This is a genomic window from Methylobacterium indicum (genome assembly GCF_017347565.1).
GTDB lineage: Bacteria > Pseudomonadota > Alphaproteobacteria > Rhizobiales > Beijerinckiaceae > Methylobacterium > Methylobacterium indicum.
The window spans coordinates 1,836,765-1,858,139 of sequence record NZ_AP024145.1 but is presented as its reverse complement, the minus strand read 5'-3'; the positions used below and the strand labels follow the sequence as shown (position 1 = coordinate 1,858,139).

At 73.6% G+C, this 21,375-nt stretch carries 18 protein-coding genes and 1 pseudogene; 13 read left to right on the top strand and 6 right to left on the bottom strand.

The window, feature by feature from the left end:
- Positions 1–61: 61 nt before the first annotated feature.
- The 5 genes from ccmI (at position 62) to miv_RS08645 (ending at position 5,704) form a co-directional block, all read left to right on the top strand.
- Entirely contained in the window at positions 62–1,204 is a 1,143-nt protein-coding gene (gene ccmI, locus miv_RS08665; RefSeq protein ID WP_207182304.1) for a c-type cytochrome biogenesis protein CcmI, read from the top strand.
- 274 nt (positions 1,205–1,478) lie between these two features.
- Positions 1,479–2,069 carry a cytochrome c maturation protein CcmE gene (gene ccmE, locus miv_RS08660; RefSeq protein ID WP_207182303.1) on the top strand — a complete coding sequence of 197 codons (591 nt, stop codon included), beginning with the start codon at positions 1,479–1,481 and terminating at the stop codon, positions 2,067–2,069.
- A 152-nt stretch (positions 2,070–2,221) separates the two neighbouring features.
- The gene (locus miv_RS08655; RefSeq protein ID WP_048431269.1) at positions 2,222–4,219 is read left to right on the top strand and encodes a heme lyase CcmF/NrfE family subunit; all 1,998 of its coding nucleotides are present in this window, start codon (positions 2,222–2,224) and stop codon (positions 4,217–4,219) included.
- 4 nt (positions 4,220–4,223) lie between these two features.
- Positions 4,224–4,691 carry a cytochrome c-type biogenesis protein gene (locus miv_RS08650; protein ID WP_048431268.1) on the top strand — a complete coding sequence of 156 codons (468 nt, stop codon included), beginning with the start codon at positions 4,224–4,226 and terminating at the stop codon, positions 4,689–4,691.
- Entirely contained in the window at positions 4,688–5,704 is a 1,017-nt protein-coding gene (locus miv_RS08645) for a P1 family peptidase (protein WP_207182302.1), read from the top strand. Before miv_RS08650 ends, miv_RS08645 begins: the two co-directional genes overlap by 4 nt.
- 108 nt (positions 5,705–5,812) lie before the next feature.
- On the opposite strand, the gene miv_RS08640 is transcribed toward miv_RS08645, so the two are convergent.
- On the bottom strand, positions 5,813–8,344 hold the full coding sequence (locus miv_RS08640) for an esterase-like activity of phytase family protein (protein WP_244748921.1): 2,532 nt from the start codon (positions 8,342–8,344) through the stop codon (positions 5,813–5,815).
- A 203-nt stretch (positions 8,345–8,547) separates the two neighbouring features.
- On the opposite strand from miv_RS08640, the gene crcB reads away from it, so the two are divergent.
- The 4 genes and pseudogenes from crcB to miv_RS08620 all read left to right on the top strand — a co-directional run bounded on the left by crcB (position 8,548) and on the right by miv_RS08620 (position 13,414).
- Positions 8,548–8,919, top strand: coding sequence for a fluoride efflux transporter CrcB (gene crcB, locus miv_RS08635; RefSeq protein ID WP_048430068.1), 372 nt, complete (start codon positions 8,548–8,550; stop codon positions 8,917–8,919).
- 74 nt (positions 8,920–8,993) lie between these two features.
- Positions 8,994–9,326: pseudogene (locus tag miv_RS08630) on the top strand (Rdx family protein); the annotation flags it as partial.
- Between the two features lie 112 nt (positions 9,327–9,438).
- Entirely contained in the window at positions 9,439–11,994 is a 2,556-nt protein-coding gene (locus miv_RS08625) for a sensor histidine kinase (RefSeq protein ID WP_207182300.1), read from the top strand.
- 91 nt (positions 11,995–12,085) lie between these two features.
- Positions 12,086–13,414, top strand: a complete 1,329-nt coding sequence (locus tag miv_RS08620) for a CHASE3 domain-containing protein (RefSeq protein ID WP_207182299.1) — start codon at positions 12,086–12,088, stop codon at positions 13,412–13,414.
- Between the two features lie 66 nt (positions 13,415–13,480).
- Here the strand turns inward: miv_RS08620 and miv_RS08615 are convergent, their stop codons facing one another.
- Positions 13,481–13,783, bottom strand: coding sequence for a GcrA family cell cycle regulator (locus tag miv_RS08615; protein WP_244748920.1), 303 nt, complete (start codon positions 13,781–13,783; stop codon positions 13,481–13,483).
- A 313-nt stretch (positions 13,784–14,096) separates the two neighbouring features.
- Here miv_RS08615 and miv_RS08610 point away from each other — a divergent pair, with 313 nt between their 5' ends.
- Both miv_RS08610 and miv_RS08605 read left to right on the top strand, forming a co-directional pair.
- Positions 14,097–15,812 (top strand): inorganic phosphate transporter, encoded by a 1,716-nt coding sequence (locus miv_RS08610; RefSeq protein WP_207182298.1) that lies wholly within the window; start codon positions 14,097–14,099, stop codon positions 15,810–15,812.
- A gap of 97 nt (positions 15,813–15,909) precedes the next feature.
- On the top strand, positions 15,910–16,923 hold the full coding sequence (locus tag miv_RS08605) for an NAD-dependent epimerase/dehydratase family protein (RefSeq protein ID WP_207182297.1): 1,014 nt from the start codon (positions 15,910–15,912) through the stop codon (positions 16,921–16,923).
- A 270-nt stretch (positions 16,924–17,193) separates the two neighbouring features.
- Here miv_RS08605 and miv_RS08600 read toward each other — a convergent pair whose 3' ends face one another.
- Genes miv_RS08600 through miv_RS08590 form a run of 3 tightly spaced genes read right to left on the bottom strand, consistent with a single transcriptional unit; the run spans position 17,194 to position 19,107 of the window.
- Positions 17,194–17,670, bottom strand: coding sequence for a DUF3237 domain-containing protein (locus tag miv_RS08600; RefSeq protein WP_207182296.1), 477 nt, complete (start codon positions 17,668–17,670; stop codon positions 17,194–17,196).
- Positions 17,671–17,691: 21 nt separating this feature from the next.
- Complete coding sequence (locus miv_RS08595) at positions 17,692–18,537, bottom strand: DUF1206 domain-containing protein (protein WP_207182295.1); 846 nt, start codon at positions 18,535–18,537, stop codon at positions 17,692–17,694.
- A gap of 12 nt (positions 18,538–18,549) precedes the next feature.
- Positions 18,550–19,107, bottom strand: a complete 558-nt coding sequence (locus miv_RS08590; RefSeq protein WP_048430800.1) for a tellurite resistance TerB family protein — start codon at positions 19,105–19,107, stop codon at positions 18,550–18,552.
- 100 nt (positions 19,108–19,207) lie between these two features.
- Here miv_RS08590 and miv_RS08585 point away from each other — a divergent pair, with 100 nt between their 5' ends.
- Complete coding sequence (locus tag miv_RS08585; RefSeq protein ID WP_058617769.1) at positions 19,208–20,005, top strand: DUF3750 domain-containing protein; 798 nt, start codon at positions 19,208–19,210, stop codon at positions 20,003–20,005.
- A gap of 117 nt (positions 20,006–20,122) precedes the next feature.
- Positions 20,123–20,338: a hypothetical protein gene (locus miv_RS08580; RefSeq protein WP_048430801.1), complete on the top strand. Its 216-nt coding sequence runs from the start codon at positions 20,123–20,125 to the stop codon at positions 20,336–20,338.
- Between the two features lie 9 nt (positions 20,339–20,347).
- Here the strand turns inward: miv_RS08580 and miv_RS08575 are convergent, their stop codons facing one another.
- Positions 20,348–21,343, bottom strand: coding sequence for a LacI family DNA-binding transcriptional regulator (locus miv_RS08575; protein WP_207183433.1), 996 nt, complete (start codon positions 21,341–21,343; stop codon positions 20,348–20,350).
- Between the last annotated feature and the right edge of the window lie 32 nt (positions 21,344–21,375).

The following is a 21,375-nucleotide window of genomic DNA, read 5'->3' as shown; positions in this document are numbered from 1 at the left end:
GTGACACCGTGTCGCCATTCTGTCGAATCGTACCCCTCCGCCCCGGGGGATACAGAGGGGCATGACAGCGATCTGGTTCATCTTCGCGCTCATGACCGGCCTGGCGGTGCTCGCCCTGCTCTGGCCGATGTCGCGCCGTCCCGCCCTCGTCGTTCCCGAGGGCGAGGCGCGGATCGCCACCGAGACCGGCTTCTACCGCGACCAGCTGCGCGAGATCGACCGCGACGCCGCCCGTGGCCTCCTGGCCGCGCCCGAGGCCGAGGCCGCGAAGGCGGAGGCCGCGCGCCGGCTGCTGCGCGCGAGCCGCGATCCGGGCCAGGGCACGGGCGCGGTCGGCGAGCCGGCCCTGCGCCGGCGCCGCGCGGCCTCCGCCTTCGCCCTCTCGACGGTGCCGCTGGTCGCGCTGCTGATCTACGGCATCTACGGCTCGCCGGACCTGCCGGCCCAGCCCCAGGCCGAGCGACTGGCCCACGCGAAATCCGCCGGCAACGACCTCGCGGCGGCGGTGGCGCAGATCGAGGCGCATCTCGCCAAGGCGCCGGAGGACGGCCGCGGCTGGGCGGTGCTCGCCCCGGTCTACCTGCGGGTCGGGCGCGTCGAGGACGCGATCAAGGCCTACGAGAATGCGCTCCGCCTCCTCGGCGACGATGCCGGCCGCCTGGCCGATTACGGCGAGGCCCTGGTGGCGGCCGAGGACGGCGTCGTCTCGTCGAAGGCCCGCGACGCCTTCGAGCGGGCGCTCAGGCAGGACCCGAAGGCGGTCAAGCCGCAATTCTACCTCGCCCGCGCCGCCGAGCAGGACGGCGACCGCGACAAGGCCCGCACCCGCTACGCCGCCCTCGTCGCCGCCTCCCCGGCCGAGGCGCCCTGGCTGCCGATGGTGCGCGAGAGCCTGGCCCGCCTCGACGGCACGGCCCCGCCTCCCGCCGCCCAATCCGCGGCACGCTCGGTCCCCGCCATGACCGAGGAGCAGCGCGGGATGGTCCGCGGCATGGTCGAGGGGCTGGCCCAGCGCCTCGCCGAGAAGGGCGGCTCGCCGGAGGAATGGGCCCGGCTGGTGCGCTCCTACGGGGTGCTGGGCGACCGGGCGAAGGCGGACGAGACGCTGGAGAAGGCGCGGGGCGCGCTCGGGAGCGATCCCGGCAAGCTCGCGCCGGTGGAGGAGGTGGCCCGCGAGATGGGATTGGGTGCCAGGACGCCGTGAGACCCGCGAGGCCCGGTCTCTCCCCTCTCTGCGGGAAACGATCCGGCGAGAGAAGAGGCGCGGGTTCCCCCTCTCTCCGCGCTTCTCCTTCCCTGGACGGCGGAGGCTCGAGGATCATCCTCCGGTGCCCACCGGACTTTTTTCATCTCGCCGGACAAGCCCGGCCGGTGCACAACACGCCACAAGAGCCGCCGCCCCACGCCGGCCCCCCGGGAGACGCCCCTGATGACGCCCGCGACCCCCCTCCCCCACCGCTGGCCGTGAGACCCCCACCATGACGCGCCGGCGCCGCCGCTCCGTCCTCATCCTCGTCTGCGGCGCCGTGCTGGCGGCGGCCCTCGGGCTCGTCCTCACGGCGATGCGCGACACGATCGTGTTCTTCCGCTCCCCCACCGAAGTCGCGAGCCAGAAGGTCGCGCCCGGGACCCGGTTCCGCCTCGGCGGGCTGGTCGAGGCCGGCTCGCTCAAGCGCGAGGCGGACGGGCATGTGGAGTTCGCCGTCACCGATACCGGCTCGACCGTGGCGGTGCGCTACCGCGGCCTCCTGCCCGATCTGTTCCGCGAGGGCCAGGGCGTGGTGACCGAGGGCGTGCTGCAGGCCGACGGGACGTTCCGGGCCGACACCGTGCTGGCCAAGCACGACGAGACCTACATGCCGCGCGAAGTCGCCGACGCCCTCAAGGCGCAGGGGCGCTGGCAGGAGGGCGGCGCGGACGGCCCGGTGAAGCCCGCAGAGGCCAAGCCCGCAGAGGTCAAGCCCCGGCAGGCCCGAGCCGACGAGAACAGGGCCGACGAGAGCCGGGCCGACGAGAATCGCGCCGGCGAGGACCAGCCCGGTTCGGTCCCGCGCACCGCCGTGAAATAGCTCCGTCCCGTGCGGCGGAAGGTCTTGGCGGCTCGGCCCGGGAAGCGGATTAAGGTGACGCCCGCGTCCTGCCGCACCGGGACGCCGGGTCGGGAGACCCGTCGGCCGATCGTCCGCCCCGCTCGACACCCGCTTACCGAAAGGTCGCCCCGTTGCTGATCGAGGTTGGTCATTACGCCCTCGCCCTCGCGCTCGCCCTGTCGCTGACGCAGATGGTGATGCCGGTCTGGGCGAGCCGCGCCGGCGACCCGGTCCTGCGCAGCATCACGGTGCCGGCGGCGCTCGCCACCTTCGCGTGCATCGCCTTCGCGTTCGGGGCGCTGACCTACGCCCACGTCACCTCGGACTTCTCGGTCCAGAACGTCGTCGAGAACTCGCACTCGATGAAGCCGCTGATCTACAAGATCTCCGGCGTCTGGGGGAACCACGAGGGCTCGATGCTGCTCTGGGTGCTGATCCTGGCACTGTTCGGGGCCGTGGTGGCGCTCGCCCGCAACTCCGTGCCGCCGACCCTGCGGGCCAACACGCTCGGCGTCCAGGCCGCCATCACGGCGGTCTTTCTGCTCTTCATCCTCACGACCTCGAACCCGTTCGCGCGCCTGAACCCGGCCCCGATGGAGGGGCGCGACCTCAACCCGCTGCTGCAGGATCCCGGCCTCGCGATCCATCCGCCGCTGCTCTATCTCGGCTATGTCGGCTTCTCGATCACCTTCGCCTTCGCCATCGCGGCCTTGATCGAGGGGCGGATCGACGCCGCCTGGGCGCGTGCCGTGCGGCCCTGGACGCTGGCGGCCTGGTGCTTCCTCACCGTCGGCATCGCCATGGGGTCGTACTGGGCCTATTACGAGCTCGGCTGGGGCGGCTGGTGGTTCTGGGACCCGGTCGAGAACGCCTCGCTGATGCCCTGGCTCGCCGGCACGGCGCTGATCCACTCCACCGTCGTCATGGAGAAGCGCGACGCCCTCAAGGTCTGGACGGTGCTGCTCGCCATCCTGACCTTCTCGCTGTCGCTGCTCGGCACCTTCCTGGTGCGCTCGGGCGTGCTCACCTCGGTCCACACCTTCGCGACCGACCCGGCGCGCGGCACCTTCATCCTCGGCATCCTGGTCCTGTTCATCGGCGGCTCGCTGGCGCTCTACGCCTGGCGGGCACCCACCTTGCGCCAGGGCGGCCTGTTCGCGCCGATCTCCCGCGAGGGCGCCCTGGTGATGAACAACCTCTTCCTGTCGGCGGCCTGCGCCACGGTGCTGGTCGGCACGCTCTATCCCCTGGCGCTCGAATCGCTGACGGGGGAAAAAATCTCGGTCGGGCCGCCCTTCTTCAACCTGACCTTCGTGCCGCTCGCGGTGCCGCTGCTCCTCGTGGTGCCGTTCGGCCAGACGCTCGCCTGGAAGCGCGGCGACCTCGCGGCGGCGAGCCAGCGGCTGTTCGTCGGCTTCGCCCTCGCCATCGCGGTCACGCTGGCGGCCATCGCGGTGACCTGGGGCGGGCCGGTCGGGGCGCCGCTCGGCATCGGGCTCGGCGCCTACCTGATCCTCGGCGCCGCCTTCGAGATCGTCACCCGGGCGAAGGCCAAGACCGTCGGCGTCTCGCTGCGCCGCGCCGCCGGCCTGCCGCGCTCCGCCTGGGGCACGGCCTTGGCCCATGCCGGCGTCGGCGTCACGGTGATCGGCATCGCCGCCCAGGCCTGGAGCGTCGAGGCCCTCGCCACCCTGCCGCGCGGCGGGGAACTCCGCGCCGGTCCCTACGTCGCGGTGCTGGAGGGCGTCCTGCCCCGCACCGGTCCGAACTACACCGAGACGGTGGCCCACCTCACCATCCGGGAGGGCGGCGATCCGGTCGGCGTGATCGAGCCGGGCAAGCGCTTCTACGCCTCGCGCAACATGTCGGTGAGCGAGGCCGGCCTGCTCACGCGCGGGGTGAGCCAGGTCTATGCCAGCGTCGGCGAGACCGGTACCGACGGCCGCGTCGGCATCCGCCTCTACTACAAGCCCCTGGTGCTGCTGATCTGGCTCGGCGCCGTGGTGATGGCGCTCGGCGGCGGCCTCGCCCTCACCGACCGGCGCTTCCGGGTCGGCGCCCCGGCCTTGAAGCCGGCGATCCGCGACGCCGCCGGGCCGGTGCCGCCCCATTCCGTCCCGGCGGAGTAGACCCATGCCCGCCCTGCGCGCCCTCCTCCTCGCCCTCCTCCTGCTCGTGCCGGTCGCGGCCGGCGCGGTGCAGCCCGAGGAGGTGATGAAAGACCCCGCCCTCGAGGCGCGGGCCCGGACGATCTCGGCGGAGCTGCGCTGCCTCGTCTGCCAGAACCAGTCGATCGACGATTCCGACGCGCCGCTCGCCCGCGACCTGCGGCTGATCGTGCGCGAGCGCCTGCGCCAGGGCGACGGCGACGACGCGGTGCTGAGCTACATCGTGCAGCGCTACGGCGAGTTCGTGCTGCTGCGTCCGGTTCTGGCCTGGCACACCGCCCTTCTCTGGCTCACCCCGGTCCTGGTGGTCGGCCTCGGCGGCCTCGCCCTGTGGGCCGCCGCCCGCCGGCGCCGGCCGGCCCCGCCGCGGGGCCTCACCGCCGCCGAGGAGGCGGCCGTCGCCGAGCTGGTGCGCCGGGCCGAGCCGCGATGAGCGGCAGCCTCACCGATATCGCGGGCATCCGGGTCGGCCATGCCGAGGATCCCCGCGCGCTGTCCGGCGTCACCGCGATCGTGTTCGATGCCCCCACGGTAGCAGGCGTCGACATCCGCGGCGGCGGGCCGGGGACGCGGGAGACCGACCTCCTCGATCCCGAGCGCACGGTGCCGGGGGTCGATGCCCTGGTCCTGTCCGGCGGCTCGGTCTTCGGGCTCGACGCGGCCTCGGGCGTCACCGCCTGGCTCGCCGAGACCGGCCGCGGCTTCACGGTCGGCCCGGCCCGGGTGCCGATCGTCCCGGCGGCGATCCTGTTCGACCTCCTCAACGGCGGCGACAAGGCGTGGGGCCGCTATCCCCCCTACCGCGACCTCGGCTTTGCCGCTGCGGCGAAGGCCGGCACCGGCCCGGTGGCGATGGGCTCGGTCGGGGCCGGGCTCGGCGCCCGGACCGCGAACCTGAAGGGCGGTCTCGGCAGCGCCTCCGCCACGGTCGAGGGCACGGACCTGCGCGTCGCCGCTTTGGTCGCGGTGAACGCGCTCGGGCGGGTCACGGTCGGGGACGGCCCGCATTTCTGGGCCGCACCGTTCGAGATCGGCGCCGAATTCGGGGGGCTCGGCTCGCCCGCGACCCCGCCGCCCGGCGCCTTCGCCTGGCCGATGAAGCCGATGCCGGGCGCCAACACCACGATCGCCGTGGTCGCGACGGATGCCCGCCTGACCAAAGCCGAGGCCCGCCGCCTCGCGGTGATGGCCCAGGACGGCCTCGCCCGGGCGATCGTGCCCGCCCACACGCCCCTCGACGGCGATCTGGTCTTTGCCGCCGCCACCGGCGCGGTGCCGCTCGCCGATCCGGTCGGGGATCTGGCGCGGCTCGGCGACGCGGCAGCGCGGGTGCTGGCCCGGGCGGTGGCGCTGGGTGTCTACCACGCCACCGCTCTGCCGGTGGCGGGGGCGCAAGCGGCGTGGCAGGATCGGTTCGGGGGTGAGGGTGCAGCGGCTTCCGATTGAACCCGCCCCCTTTCCCGGACGACTGGAGCGTCAGCGGAAGGAGATCCGGGGAGGGCGGCGGATCCCATGGAGTGGCGGGCACCCGTTCCCGAGCGCCCGCCCCACCCCTCAGAACTGGTACCGGAGCCCTGCCGTCACCCCGTGCGCGACCCCGGCCCGGGTGCCGATCGCCGCCTGGTAATCCACCCGCCAGCCGAGGCGCTCGGTCAGGCTGCCCTGGAGGCCGGCGCCGGCGGTGACATAGTCGGCTTGCAGGAACGGTACCGCCGCGGTCGCGGTCGCCATCGGGTTCTGGACGCTGGCGAGACGGAAGAGCCCGGCGCTCTGCTGCGGGCCGAGGCCGGCATTGTAGGCCACCCGCACCGAGGGGACGATGCCGGGAAACCCGTAATAGGCCACCTCGGCGCCGAAGCGGGCGGTGGTCTGGAGCACGGTGAGGCCGCCATACCCCACGTTGTTGCCGGCCGCGCCCTGCTCGGTGAAGCTGTCGATCCGGGCCGAGTAATGGCTCAGGCCCGCGAAGGGCATCAGCCGAAACGCGGCGTGGTCGAAGACGAGGCCGGCCTCGCCGTCGAGCGCCAGCGCGGAACCGGAGGTCCGGCCCTCGGCGGTGAGCCCGTAGGCGGCCGGGCGGCGCAAGCCCGAGAAGTCGACGATCGGGGCGCCGCCGACGATGCCCTGCGCGTAGAAGCTCGGGCCGTAATAGCCGCCATAGGCCGCGACCGTGAAGGCGCTCTGCTCCTGCCTGAAGCCTTGCTGGTAGGCTCCTTGCGGCCGCGACAGCGACCCGCCGCCCCCGCCGACCGCGAGGCCGGCCCGCCACGGGCCGGTGAGCGGCAGGTCGAGGCCGGCCGAGCCCTGCGCGATGGTGCGGTCGAGGCCGAGGCCGCCGTTGCGCGGCTGGTCGGCGAACACGACGTCGCCACCGATCCAGAGCGCCGGGCCGGCCGTGCCCCAGGCGCTTTGGCCGGCGCTTTGGCCGGCGCCCGCCGGCAGGTTGGCTCCGCGGCGCAGGGCCGAGAGGTGATCCTGGACGCTGCGCGTCGCCGAGGACGCGGCGGTGATCGCGCCGGCCCCCAAGCCCTGCAGCACCGTCGGCGCCGTCTCCTTCATCACCGCGAGCGAGAGCGGGTCGACATAGGTCGGCAGGGTCAGCCGGTAGGCGAGCAGGATGTTGTCGTTGTTGATGCCGGCATCGTAGGGCTGGCCGTTGATGACGCCCTGGCGGGTCAGGAAGTCGTTGTCGTTGCCGACGAGCAGGAAGTAGTCGCGGGGCGCCCGCTCGCTCAGCACCGGCACGAGGCCCATCGCCTCGATCTTCTCCGGCAGGGTGGTCTGGGTCGCCGGGTTCGTGGTGAGGTTCATCCCGAAGCGGTTGAGCTGCACCGGGTTGAGGATGTCGACGACCTCCGTGGTCTTCACCGGCGTCAGGCCGGCCCGCAGGGTCCCGTTCGGGGAGATCGGCGTCGTGCCGTCATAGGGGCTGCCGGCGATGTTGGTGGCCCCGGCCGTGTCGACGAAGAGGACGCTCTTGTAGACGATCGGCGTGGTGTTGCCGGTGCCGAGCCCGTTCGAATCCCGCGACAGCACCAGGAACTGGGTGTCGTTGAGCGCCACCATCTCGCTCTGGGCCGCGGTGCGGTTCGGCGCGCCGCCATTGCCGTTCTGCTGGTAGACCGGCAGCTGCAGCACGTATTCGCGGCTCGGCGCCGCCGGGGTCGGGGTGCCGGAGATGTCGTAGTAGAGGATGCGGGTATTGGCCCGCTGCTGCTGGCTCGAACCCGAATCCTGGAGCGTCGCGCTCTGCAGGATGGTGACGAGGCCGCGCCCGTCCGGGGTCAGCGCCAGGGCCTCGAGGCCCTGGTTGTTGCGCCGGCCCGTATCGGGCGGGCTCACCGAGTTGAAGTTGGGCTGGCCGTTCGTCACCGGCTGGAGCGCCGCCGGGATGCCGAGCACGCCCTGCAGCTGCCCGCTGCGGTTGAAGTAGTAGACGTTCGGGCCGTACTCGTCGCTGACATAGAACGAGCCGTCGAGGCGGCGCGCCAGCCCCTCGGCGTCGAGGCTGATGCGCCCGGCGCTCGGGCCGGTGGCGGCGGAGGGCAGGACGGCGCCGAACTGCGTGGTGGTACCGGCGGCCGGGTCGAGGCCGCTGAAGCGCTGGCCCTTGGCATCGGTGAGCACGATGCCGCCGTCCGGCATCAGGGTGACCTGGCGCTGCGAGGTCGTGGCCTGCGGCAGGGCCGTGCCCGTATAGGGCGTGAAGCTCAGGGTGAAGCGGTTGAGCCGCCCCGCATAGTCGCTGAACAGCCCGCCGTCGGGATTGTTGTAGCCGCGGTCGGGCAGCGTGTAGAGCGTGCCCGTGTAGGTGTCGCCGCTGCGCCGCCAGGTCGCGAGATCGACGGCGAGCGAGGAGAACGAGCCCAGGGAATCGCCGAGGAAGTCGCGGGTGGTGGCCGGCAGCCGGCCGACGCCCTGAAGGCCCTGGTTGACCACCACGGTGCCGCCGGCCGCGACCGAGACCGGATCGTCGGTGCGCTGCAGGTTCGGCACCCGCACGTCGAGCGACTGGGCCTGCGCGAGCCCCGCGCTCGCCAGAAGGCCGCCCGCCGCGACGGCGGCACGGATGGAGATGGTGGTCACGATTCGCCCCCGGGATCACGTTGCGGCAGCGATGGGGCGGTTGCGTGACACTCGCGTGACGAAGTGTGGCGGTTTCGCACCGAATGGAACCTTGTGCGGCCAGCGGGCCGCAGTCGCGCGGGCGAGCCCCGCCCGTCCGGCCTCTCGCCCTCGGCGGCGGAGCATGGCAGAAGCCGCGCGGAATCGACGGAGGCGTCGCGGCGATGAGCTACCTGGTGGTCTTTCTCGGTGCCGGCCTCGGCGGGGCGTTGCGCCACGGCGTCAACCTGTGGGCGGCGCGGGCGGGCAGCGGCTTCCCGTTCGGGACGATGGTCATCAACGTCGTCGGCTCGATCATGATGGGAGTGCTCACCGGCTGGTTCGCCGCCCGGGGCGGAGGACCGCAGGCGCTGCGCCTCTTCCTTACCACCGGCGTACTCGGCGGCTTCACCACCTTCTCGACCTTCTCGCTCGAGGCCTTCCTGCTCTGGGAGCGCGGCGCCCACGGGGCGGCCCTGGCCTACGTCGCGGTGTCGGTCGCGGCCGGCATCGCGGGCGTGGCGGTGAGCCTCCTGGTGCTGCGCCAGCTCGCGTGAGCTCGTCGGCCGGATCGCGCGGCGCGGAGACCCGGTTGACAACCGGGGGTATCGGGGGCGGAGTCTTGCACGAGATGAGCGACACAGCCCCGAGCCGACAGGCCCCGAGCCAAGAGACCCCAGGCCCACAGGCCGCAAAACCCCGCATCGCCATCACCTATTGCACGCAATGCAACTGGCTGCTGCGGGCCGGCTGGATGGCACAGGAACTGCTCTCGACCTTCCGGGATGCGGTCGGTGAGGTGGCGCTGATTCCCGGGAGCGGCGGCGCCTTCGCGATCACCTGCGACGACGCCCTGATCTGGGAGCGCAAGCGCGACGGGGGATTTCCCGACATCAAGGCCCTCAAGCAGCGGGTACGCGACCGGATCGACCCCGGCCGCGACCTCGGCCATATCGACCGGGCCAATGTCGACCAGGCGAGCGTCGGCACGGCCAGCGAGGTCGATACGACGGGTCGACAGCAGGGCACGACACCTTGAGCCTTCCGCGCCGCCCGGGCGCCGCCGGGCCGATGCCATGATCCGCCGCCTGAAGGCCCTGCGCCGGGACGGGCTGTCGACACAGGTCTACCTTGTCGCCTTCGTGATCGCCCTGATCGGGCCGGGGCTGCTGTTCACCGCGATCCTGCTCGGCCGCTACGCCGCCCTGGACCGGGTCCGCTTCGAGCAGGACGCGCGCGAGAGCGTGCGCGGCATCGCGCTCACCATCGACCGGGACATGGCCGGGCTGGTCTCGGTGCTCCAGACCCTCGCGGCCTCGCCGCGCCTGCGCAAGAGCGGGCTCGACGGCTTCGAGATGCAGGCCCGGGCGGTGCGGGAGACGACGGGGCTCGACCTGTCCCTGCGCCGGCCGGACGGGACGCAGCTCCTCAACACTGCGCTGGCGCCCGGCGCGCCGGTCCCGCAGGACCCGCACAAGGAGGATGCCGAGGTCCTGGCGACGCGCCGGCCGGTGGTCGGCGGCGTCAGGATGGGCGCCCCCGGGCGGCCACCGACCTTCGACGTGGCGGTGCCGGTGATGGTCGATGGAGCGCCGGCCTACGTGCTCAGCGTCACCGTGCCGGTGGAGCGGCTGCGCCAGATCCTGGTCCAGGACCTCGCCCCGGGCTGGACCACCGGCATCGTCGACCGCGCGGGCCTCCTGCTCGCCCGCTCGGAGGATCACGCGGCCCTGGCGGGCCAGCCGATGCTGGCCGCCTTGCGCGGGCGCCCGACGGCCGCCGACGGCATCTGGGAGGGCGTCGACCGGCGCCGGCAGCCGGTGCTCTACGTCGAGACCCCGGTCCGGGCCACGGGCTGGGCCGTCGGCGCCAGCATCCTGCGGGAGCGGGTCGAGGCGCCGTTGCGCCACTGGATCCTCGCCTTCGGCGGGTTCGGGCTCCTGGCGCTGGCCGCCTCCTCGTTCCTGGCGGTGCGGCTCTGGACGCGGGTCGCCGGGCCCTTGCGCCAGCTCGCCACGGCCGGCGGGGCGCTGGCCGCCGGCCATCCGGTGCCCCGGGTCTCGACCCCGATCCGCGAGATCCGCCAGCTCGCCGACGTGCTGGCCGACGCCTCGCAGAGCCTGCGCCGGCGCATCGCCGAGCGCGACCAGGCGCTGGCCGAGCAGAGCCGCAGCCTCGTCGCCCTGCGCGAGAGCGAGGCGCGCTTCCGCCACATGGCCGATTCCGCCCCGGCCCTGATCTGGATGACCGACGCCGAGGGCGAAATCGTCTTCGCCAACATGCATTACGAGTACCAGTTCGGTCGCTCGGTCGAGGCGCTGACGCGGGGACGCTGGCGCGAGATCCTGCACCCGGACGATCTCGCCGGCTTCGAGGAGGCGTTCGTCCGGGCCTTCACGGCCCGCACGCCGTTCCGGCACGCGACCCGGGTGATCGACCGGCACGGGGCGACACGCTGGATCCTGTGCGAGGGCGTGGCGCGCCTCGACGACCACGGCCGCTTCCTCGGCTATACCGGCTGCAACGTCGACATCACCGAGGCCAAGGGGGCGGAGCTCGCCCTGCGCGAGGGCGAGGAGCGCCTGCGGCTGGCGCTGGCCGCCGGGCGGCTCGGCACCTGGGAGATCGACCTCGCGACCGGGCAGCACCGCCTCTCGGCCCGCTCGGCCGAGATCTTCGGCCAGGCCCCGCTCTCGCACGAGGGCTGGACCCGTGCGGTGCATCCGGAGGACCGGGCCCGCATCGAGGCGGCGCTGTCCGCCCTTCTGGCCGAGGAAGCTCCGTACCGGACCGAGTTCCGGATCCGGCCCGAGGCGGAGACGCCGCACGGCAACGGCACCCGCTGGGTCAGCGCCCAGGCGATCGTCCAGCGCGATGCCGGCGGCCGGCCGCGCCGGGTGATCGGCATCCACCAGGAGGTGACCGAGCGCAAGCGAGCCGAGGAGCACCTGCGCCTCCTGGTGCACGAGCTGAATCACCGGGTGAAGAACACGCTCGCCACCGTGCAGTCGATCGCGATGCAGAGCCTGCGCGGCATCCGGGGAGCATCCGCCGACGCGGCGAAGGCCGCCTTCGAGGCCCGCCTGATCGCCCTGGCGCGGGTCCACGACGTGCTCACCCGCGAGAGCTGGGAGGGGGCGGAACTCGCCGAGGTGGTCAAGGACGCGCTCGCGCCCCATGACGGCCCCCAGTCCCGCTTCGCCGCCGAGGGTCCGGCCGTGCGCCTGCCGCCCCGCATCGCCCTCTCGATCGCCATGGCGCTGCACGAGCTCGCCACCAACGCGGTCAAGTACGGCGCCCTCTCGGTGCCGGCGGGCCGGGTCGCCCTGTCGTGGCGCGTCGCCGAGGGGCGGCTCGCCCTGCACTGGCGGGAGAGCGGCGGCCCGCCGGTCGACCCTCCGGTCCGCACCGGCTTCGGCTCCCGGCTGATCGAGCGCAGCCTCGCCCGCGAGCTCGACGGCACGGTGGACCTGAGCTTCCCGCGCGAGGGCGTGACCTGCACCATCGTGGCGCCGCTCTCCGACCCGACGCCGCCGCTCGCCGCGCCGGCGGCGGGCCCGGCCGGACCGGATGCGGCGCAGCCGGAGAGCGGGGGCGGCGAGATGCCGGCCCCGGCGCGGGCCCGGAGGTAGGCCGGCCGGTCGATTGCGGCCGGCGCCGGTCTCCCCATATCGGTCGGAGCCGAGGGCCCGTCCCGCGCCCGGCGCCGGACCCGCCCCGCCGATGACGCCAGACGCGCCCCCCTCCCCCGCCCCGGCCCGCCCGCGCGTCCTGCCGCGGGTCGGTCCGGTGCGCAGCCGGGCCGGGATGACCTTCGTGGGGGCGGTGCTGCTGCTGCTCGTCGGCTCGGCGAACGGGCTGCTGCTCGCCTGGCAGAGCACCGTGCAGCACCGCATCACCCACACGTTGTCGATCGACCGCGCCCTGATGCAGGTGCTGGCCGACCTTCTCGACAGCGAGACCGGGCAGCGCGGCTACCTGCTGACCGGCGACGCGGCCTTCCTGGTCCCCTACACCCAGGGCCTCGGCCGGGTGGCCGCCGAGATGCCCCGGCTCGCGGCGGAACTGCGCGGCAACACCGAGCAGGAGACCCGGCTCGCCGCCCTGCGCCCCGCCATCGACCGCAAGTTCGCCGAACTCGACCGCACGATCGCCCTCGACCGCGCGGGCGATCGCACCGGCGCGCTCGCCCTGGTCCGGGCCGGCGAGGGCAAGGCCGAGATGGACGAGATCCGTCGGATCGTCGAGACGATGAGGAGCCGGGAGGACGAGCTGCTGATCGGCTACCAGCGGCACGCCCACCAGATCGAGACCTGGGTCGGCCTCGGCAGCGTCGTGTCGGTCGGGATCATGGCGCTCCTGGCGGTGCTGGCCCTGCGCGAGGCGGCGCGGCGGGCGGCCCTGTCGCGCTTCCTGCCGGCGGAGCTGGCGCCGCTCCTGGAGCACGGCGGCAGCATGGAGCAGGGCGGCGGCCTGCGCCTCGGCGAGCGGCGGCACGCCGGCATCGCCTTCGTCGACATGCGCGGCTCGACCACCATCGCCGAGCGGGCCGACCCCGAGACGGTGGCGATCCTGATCACGGGCTTTCGCCGCTGCGTCGTCCAGGCCGCCCGGGAGACCGGCGGCATGATCGACAAGTTTATGGGCGACGGCGCGCTGGTGGTGTTCGGGGTGCCGGAGGTCCGGGCGGACGCCGCGGCGGGCGCCCTCGCCTTCGCGGAGCGGCTGGAGGCCCTGGTCGAGGCCTGGAATGCCGGCTCGACCCACGACCCGGTGCGGATCGGCATCGGGGTGCATTGCGGCGAGGTGTTCGTCGGCGTGGTCGGCGACGACGACCGGCTCGAATTCACCGTGCTCGGCGACGCGGTCAACGTCGCGGCTCGGCTGGAGCAGGCGACCAAGACCTTCGGGGTCACCACGCTGGTATCGCAGGCGGCCCTCGACGCGGCGCGGCCGGGAGAAGGCCCGCACGGCGCCGCATGGCGCGAGGTCAGCCGGACGGCGTTGCGCGGGCGCCGCGAGGGCTTCCCGATCTACGGCCGCGCAGCGTGAGCGCCGCCCCCGCGGGCGCCCGACGAAAACAGGCGCCGGACGGGTAGCGGAGCCGGCCGGCCTCTGCTATCGCAGCCGCCCCGGACGGGTCGGCTCGAAGACGATCCGGCGGTGGAAGGCGCACCAGCTCTTTCCGTCCTGCACCGGCGCGCCGCAACAGACCGCTCGGTCGTTGGGTTCGCCGATGATGAATTTGCACACGAAGGCGCCCGATTGGGCGAAGGGAACCCGGAGGCTCGGGGAGGGCTCCTCGACGGCGTCTGCGGTCACGATATGCGACATGCGCACGAGCTGGTTCATCGGGTACTGACTCGCTGGCCTTCCGTCACCCTCGACCAGAAGGGCATCGGGCCGGTTCGTTGAAGGCAACGGCCTCGCCGCCCGTGAAGGCGCCGGACTCGTTGCCCGTGGGGAGCCGCGCCTCCATGACCCGTGCGCACACGCATCGCAGCGGCAGCGGTGATCCGTTGAATTTGGGGTTGCGTTTTGCAGAACGCAAGCCCCTTAGGCATTTACACATGGTTTTCGCACGTCCGGCCGCCTCCGCGGCGGTCCGCGGCGACAACCGACCTTGCCGTCGACTTGACCCGGCGTCGATGTGGCCCGCCGACTTGCCGCGTCATCGACTTGCCATCCGGGCGCCCTATTCCTTGAGGGGCAGCCCCGCCGGAGCGAGTCCCTCATGTCCGACGCCGCCCTCGCCCGACGCCCCGCCGGGGCGGCGCCCGGTCCCGCCGGCCCGGGATCTGGAGAGGAACCCCGCACGGGGCCCCGCTTCGGCCACCGCATCCACCCGGCCGCCACGGTCGGGTTCCTGGCGGTGCTGGCCGCGGGGCTCGCCTATGCGGGCTACAACCTCGTCGCCGACATGCGGCAGGCCGGCCAGCCGCCGCTCGCCGTCGGGGCCTTCGCGCTGCTGGGCCTCGCCCTGCTGATCGCGCTGGCCTTCGAGTTCGTGAACGGCTTCCACGACACCGCCAACGCGGTGGCGACCGTGATCTACACCCACTCGATGCCGCCGCTCGCGGCGGTGATCTGGTCGGGCGCGTTCAACTTCCTCGGCGTGATGGCCTCGACCGGTGCGGTGGCCTACAGCGTCGTGACCCTGCTGCCGGTGGAGCTGATCCTCCAGGTCGGCTCGGGGGCCGGCTACGCGATGATCTTCGCGCTCCTCGTCGCGGCGATCGTCTGGAACCTCGGCACCTGGGCGCTCGGCCTGCCGAACTCCTCCTCGCACGCCCTGATCGGCTCGGTGATCGGCGTCGGCCTCGCCAACCAGCTGATGGCCCCCGACCACGCCGCCTCGGGCGTCGCCTGGGGCCAGGCGCTCGGCGTGCTCGAATCGCTCCTGTTCAGCCCCCTCGTCGGGTTCGTCTGCGCCGCGGGGCTGCTGTTCCTGCTCAAGCGCGTGGTGCGCCGGCCCGAGCTCTACCGGGCGCCGGAGGGCGAGGCGCCGCCCCCGCTCTGGATCCGCGGCCTCCTGATCCTGACCTGCACCGGCGTGTCCTTCGCCCATGGCGGCAACGACGGCCAGAAGGGCATGGGCCTGATCATGCTGATCCTGATCGGCGCCGCCCCGACCGCCTACGCGCTCAACCGCACCATGCCGGATTCGAGCACGCCGGCCTTCGTGCAGGGCTCGCAGGGCGCGAGCCGGGTGTTTCGCGCCCATGCGGGCGGGACTCATGCCGGCGGGACTCACGCCGGCGGGACTCACGCCGGCGGGACGGCGGTGCCCGACGCGGCCGGCGCCCGCGCCAAGGTCGGCGAGGCCCTGAAGGCGAAGGCGCCGGCCGAGGCCCTCGCCGCTCCCGAGGTCCAGGCGGCGCTCGCCGCCCTGTCCGACGACATCGCCGCCCAGGTGCAGAATTACGGCGCCATCCGGCACGTCCCCGCCGAGGCGACCCAGAACCTGCGCGCCGACATGTACCTCGCGGGCGACGCGGTGCGCCTGCTCACCGGCGAGCACTCGCCCTTCACCGGTGACGAGACGCGGACGCTCCAGGAGTACCGCCGCACCCTCGACGACGGCACCCGCTACATCCCGACCTGGGTGAAGGTGGTGGTCGCCCTGGCCCTCGGCCTCGGCACAATGGTGGGCTGGAAGCGGATCGTCGTCACGGTCGGCGAACGCATCGGCAAGCAGCACCTCACCTACGCGCAGGGCGCGTCCGCCGAGGCGGTGGCCGCCGGCACGATCGGGCTCGCCGAGGCCTACGGTCTTCCGGTCTCGACCACCCACATCCTGTCGAGCGGCGTCGCCGGCACGATGTGGGCCAACGGCACCGGCCTGCAGATGGCGACGGTGCGCAACCTGGCGCTCGCCTGGATCATGACGCTGCCGGCGGCGATCACGCTCGCCGGCGGGCTGTACTGGGCGCTGCGGCAGGTGTTCTGAAGGCGCGGGTTCCGAGACGGGCCGGGCTGGCAACCCGCCCCGCGCCGGTGTAACCGCCCCGGGCGGGCGCGTGTCCGGCCCGCGCCAGGGACCCGCCATGCGCTTCCTCGTGACAGGCACGGCCGGCTTCATCGGCTTCCACCTCGCCCATCGCCTGCTCGAGGCCGGCCACGAGGTCGTGGGGGTCGACGGGCTGACCGACTACTACGACGTCGCCCTGAAGCGGGCCCGGCTGGCGCGGCTCGAGGCCCTGCCGGGCTTCGCGTCGCACGAATTCCTGCTGGAGGAGCCCGGCGCCTTCATGGCCCTGATGGGCGAGGCGCGGCCGGACGTGGTGGTGCACCTCGCGGCGCAGGCCGGGGTCCGCTACAGCCTGGAGCACCCGGAGGCCTATGTCGCCGGCAACGTCGTGGGCACCTTCCAGGTGCTGGAGGGCTGCCGGGCGCATCCGGTGCGCCACCTCCTCTTCGCCTCGACCTCCTCGGCCTATGGCGGCAACCCGACGGTGCCGTTCCGCGAGACCGACCGGGCGGTGTGGCCGCTCACCATCTACGCCGCCTCGAAGCTCGCCGGCGAGGCGATGGCGCATTCCTACGCCCACCTGTGGAAGATCCCCACCACCGCGTTCCGGTTCTTCACCGTCTACGGGCCGTGGGGCCGGCCCGACATGGCGTTGTTCCTGTTCACCCGGAAGATCCTGGCCGGCGAGCTGATCGAGGTCTACGACCACGGCCGCGCCGTGCGGGACTTCACCTATATCGACGACCTCGTCGAGAGCATCAGTCGGCTGATCGACCTGCCGCCTCCCCCGCCGGGCGCCGACCCGGTCTCGCCCGCCGACACCCTGAGCCCGGTCGCGCCGTTCCGGATGGTCAATATCGGCGGGGGCCGTCCGGTGAGCGTCGCGGCGATGCTCGACGCGCTCGAAGCCGCGCTCGGCGTGCGGGCGGTGCGCCACCTGCGCGACCTGCCGCCCGGCGACGTCGAGCGCACCGAGGCCAGCCCCGACCTCCTGCGCGACCTCGTCGGCTACGTGCCCTCGACCCCGCTGGATTCCGGCATCCCGGCCTTCGTCGCCTGGTACCGCGCGCATTACGGCATCGGTTGCTGAGGTCCGATCCCGTCGCGCATCAGCACCGACGCCCGTTCGGGCTTGCCCTGCGCCTTCGAACGGGTCCGTTCGAAGATGAGGCGGCATGATTCCAGGGTTTGCCGGTACCGGCGTCCGTCATTGGCGCATGGATGCGCAGCATGGCAGACCCGCCACGGCAGGGGCGCCTTCATCACGGTCGAGATGGATCGGCCACCTTTCGAAAACGCCCGGTCGCCGTCATCGCCCGCCGTGATGGCGTCGGCGTAGCGGGCGTTTCGCGAGGCACCCTCACAGCACGGCGTAGACGTCGTAGTTCGGCCCTTCCGGCCGCCGCTGTCCCACCCCGACGGCGATCGTCCGGTCGAGCCAGGCGAGATCCGGGGCGCCGGTCTCGAAACGCAGAGCCGTGCGAAAGTAGTAGTCCTCGGGGTCCACCGCCTCGCCGCGGCCGAGCCGGGCCAGCACCTCCGGCGGGCCGGCGCGCAGGCCCGTATACCGGCAGTAGACGAGGCCGCCCGTCGTCGTCCGGAGCGTCAGGCGCACGTCGAGATGCGTCGTGCCGTCGGGCTCGACCCGCAGCCAGTCGCCGGCCGGGCCGGGCAGCACCTCGGCGGTGAGGCGCGGCCCCGCCACCGTACCGCCGGTGACCGGCACGACGCGCAGCTCGGCGCCGCGGGACGGGCCGATGCCCTGCGGCGGGCCGACCGTCAGGCTCATGCGGAACAGGAACGCGGTGCGGAGCGGCAGCGGCTCGGGCGTGTCCATGGGTCTCCTCCGAGGTTGCTCTTATCGCGCGATCTCCTCCACCGCCCGGCGCGCCGCGTCGAGGTCCGGCGGGTCGATGTGGCGGTAGCGGGCCTGGACGAGGCCGAACATCCCGAACGCCGCGAGGCCGGCCGCCGTGAGGCCCAGCAGCACCCAGCCGTAGGGTTCGCCACGCAGCGCCTGGAGGGCGCCGCCGAGGCCCTTCACGTCGCTCGACCGGCTCTCGATCGCCGCCGCGATCAGGAATCCGCCGATCAGCCCAAAGGTCAGGGCCCGGGCGGCGTAGCCGAAGCGGCCGACATGCCGCACCCAGTCGCGGGCATCGTGCGGCACCGAGAGGCGCTTGCAGACGTCGCCCTTCCAGGCCTTCAGCGCGAAGGCGAGGCCGGCCCCGATCACCACGAGGCCGACCGCACCGACGAGCCACTGGCCGAAGGGCTGCTGCAGCAACCAGGCGGTCCAGTCCCGCGCGCCCTGGTCCTCGGCCTGGCGCGCCGTTCCGCGGCCGAGCGCCGCCGCCATCATCGAGAGGCCGAGACCGCCATAGGTCACGCCGCTGACGAGGTGGCCGGCCCGGGTCGCCAGCCCCTTGGCCGAGCGGCCGTAGCGGTCGGCGTCGGTCACCGCTTCGACCACGCGCCAGAGCGCGAAGGCGGCGAGACCCAGCGCGACGAGACCGAGCAGGATCCAGCCGAACGGCCGCTCCAGCAGGATCAGGAGGGCGCTGCGGCTGCCCCCGGTCTGCCCGCCGACGCCGATCGCGGCGAGCACCGCGAGGCCGCCGACGAGGCAGTAGGTGACCCCGCGGGCGCCGTAGCCGAGGCGAGCGAGCAGTTCGAGGGCTTGCCGGCCATCGGGAGGGCGCATCGGTGGCTCCGGTCAGGCCGCGAGGCCGGATTCGACCCGCGCGACCGCGTCGTCGTCGAGGTCGAGGGCCTCGGCCAGCATGCGCAGGAAGGTGCGCTCCTGCATCGTGTCGGGATCGATGGCGAGGCGGGCCGCGGCGTAGACCCGGGCGCCGGCCTCGGGGTTGGCGACCCGATCGGCGATCTCGTCGATCGTCGCCGGGTCCTCCAGCTCGCGGGCGAGCCATTGGCGGCCTGCGAGGTCGAGGCCGGATTCGGCGACCGCCGCGTCGAGCCGCTCGCGCTCGCGGGCGTCGATCACCCCGTCGGCAGCGGACGCCGCCACCATGATCCGCAGGCAGAGCGTCGCCTCGTCGTCGCTGAGCGCACCCGCATCGAAGGGCATCGCGGCCGTGCCTTGTGCCGTCCCTCGGGTCGCCCCCCGGACCGGCCCGGCCTCGGGCTCCCCGCGCTGCGTCGCTCGCACGGCGAGGCCGGCGATCAGCGCCAGCCCGCCGAGGGCCGCGGAGGCCGCGAGCCCGCCGCGGCGGCTGCGCACCAGGGCGTCCAGCACCCGTTTCACCTCGGCCATCGCGTCCTCCCGTACCCGTCCGCAGTACTCGTTGCAGGCCAACAACGGTCTCGCCCGGCCGCGGTTGCGCCGCCACGCTCCGACGACCATCTTCACCACCATGCTGATCGCCCTGGCCTGGCTCGCCCGCACCCTGGTGCTGGCGCTCGTCCTCCTGTTCCTGCTGCCGCTCGCCGCCCACGCCCTGTGGTGGTGGAGCCGCGACGACCTCGCCCCCGACTGGGCCACCGCCGACTGGTCGAGCGCCCGGCTCCTGCCCGCCCCCGCGGCGGCCCCGGATGCCCTGGTCCGGATCTACGCCGCCCGGGTCGGGCGCTGGCGGGGCATCTTCGCGCATCACACCTGGATCGTGGTCAAGGAGGCCGGCGCCCCGCGCTACACCCGCTACGACGTGGTCGGCTGGGGCCTGCCGGTGCGCAAGGACGCCTACGCGGCCGATGCGCGCTGGTTCGGCAACCCGCCGCAGGTCGTGCTCGCCCTCGACGGCGAGGCCGCCGCCCGCGTCGTGCCGCGGATCCACGCTGCGGTCGCGACCTACCCGCACCGGGCGGCCGGCAGCTACAGCGCCTGGCCGGGGCCGAACTCCAACACCTTCGTGGCCCACGTCCTGCGCGCCGTGCCCGACCTCGCCGTCGCGCTGCCGCCGACGGCCCTCGGCAAGGACTTTTCGGAGCGCGTCGTCGCCTGGACGCCGAGCCGCACCGGCGTGCAGCTCTCGGCCCGGGGCTATCTCGGCCTCGCCCTCGGCTGGGTCGAGGGGATCGAGGTCAACGTGCTGGGTGCGGTGGCGGGGCTGGACCTGCGCCGCCCGGCCCTGAAGCTGCCCGGCTGGGGCCGCATCGGCATGGATCCGGCCGGCGCCACCGAGACGCTGATCGCCCCGACGCCGAGCCGCTGAGTCCGGCTCCCTGCGCCACGCCACCCACGCCACCGGGCCGGCAATCTTTCGACACGCGTTCGTGAACCAAATCATGGTGCGGCGCGTTATCGCTGGCCCAGAGATTTGCAGTGCGACATGCCCGATTCCCGCTTCGTCAAGGCCGATACGGCCCCCCCGCCGTTCGCCGGCCCCTTCGCCCCGGTTCTCGCCGGCGTCTCGCGCGGGTTGCAGGATCTGTTTCCGCTGGTCGAGCCGCCCCGGGCCGCACAGCGTGGCCCGGTGGACGCGGAACGGGAAGCCGTCGCCCCGGTCTTGCGGCCGCGCCCGGCGCCGACGCCGCACCTGATCTGATCCGTCACGCTACCCCGTGGTCTCCCGCAGGAGCAGGCTGAACCCGAGATCGATCACCGTCGGCTGCTCCGCCTCGCCGTCCAGAAGCCGGAGAAGCAGGTCACCGGTGCGCCGGCCGATCTCGACGGGATCGACCGCGATGGTCGAGAGGCGCGGCACGCATTGGCGGCCGATCTCGAAATCGCCGAAGCCCAGGATCATGAGATCCTGCGGCACCCGGACGCCGCGGCGCTGGCACTCCATCAGGGCTCCGAAGGCCGAGATGTCGGAGACGAGGAAGACCGCCTCGGCCCCGCCGCGAGCCAGCAACTCCGTCATGGCCTCGGCCCCGTGCGCGAAGGCGCCCGCCGCGCGGCCGTGATGCAGGATCAGGCCGTCGGAAAGGCCCGCTGCCGCGAGGCCGTCCCGCAGGCCCCGCAGGCGCTCCTCTCCACGGAAATCCCGGGCCTCACCGGTGCGCTCCGGCCCGAGGCCGGCGATGCGGGCGGCACCGAGGCCCGCGAGGGTTCGTGCCGCCAGCCGTCCGACCTCGTAGTTCGAGAATCCGACCGCCCGGTCGATCGGCGCCTCCGGCCGGTCCCAGATCTCCACCACCGGCACCCCGGCCCGGGCGAGGAGGTCGCGGGTACCCTCGGGGCGATGCATCCCCGCCACCACGATCGCGTCCGGGCGGCGCGACAGCATCGCGCGCACCACCGTCGCCTCCTCGGTGGCCGAGTAGCCGGTGAGGCCGATCAGGGGCTGATAGCCGCGCGGGCCCAGCACCGCGGTGAGCCCGGCGGCGGTATCGGCGAAGTTCGGGTTGGTCAGGGTCGGGACGATCAGGGCGACGAAGCCGGTGCGCCGCGACGACAGGCTCCCGGCCCCGCGATCCGGCACGTAGCCGAGCCGGTCCACCGCGGCGAGCACCCGCGCCCGCGTCTCCTGCGAGACGCGGCCGGGCGCGGCCAGCGTACGCGAGACCGTCATCGGCGAGACGCCGGCGAGGCGCGACACGTCGCGCATCGTCGGCACCCGGCGCGGGGGCGTGGACTCGT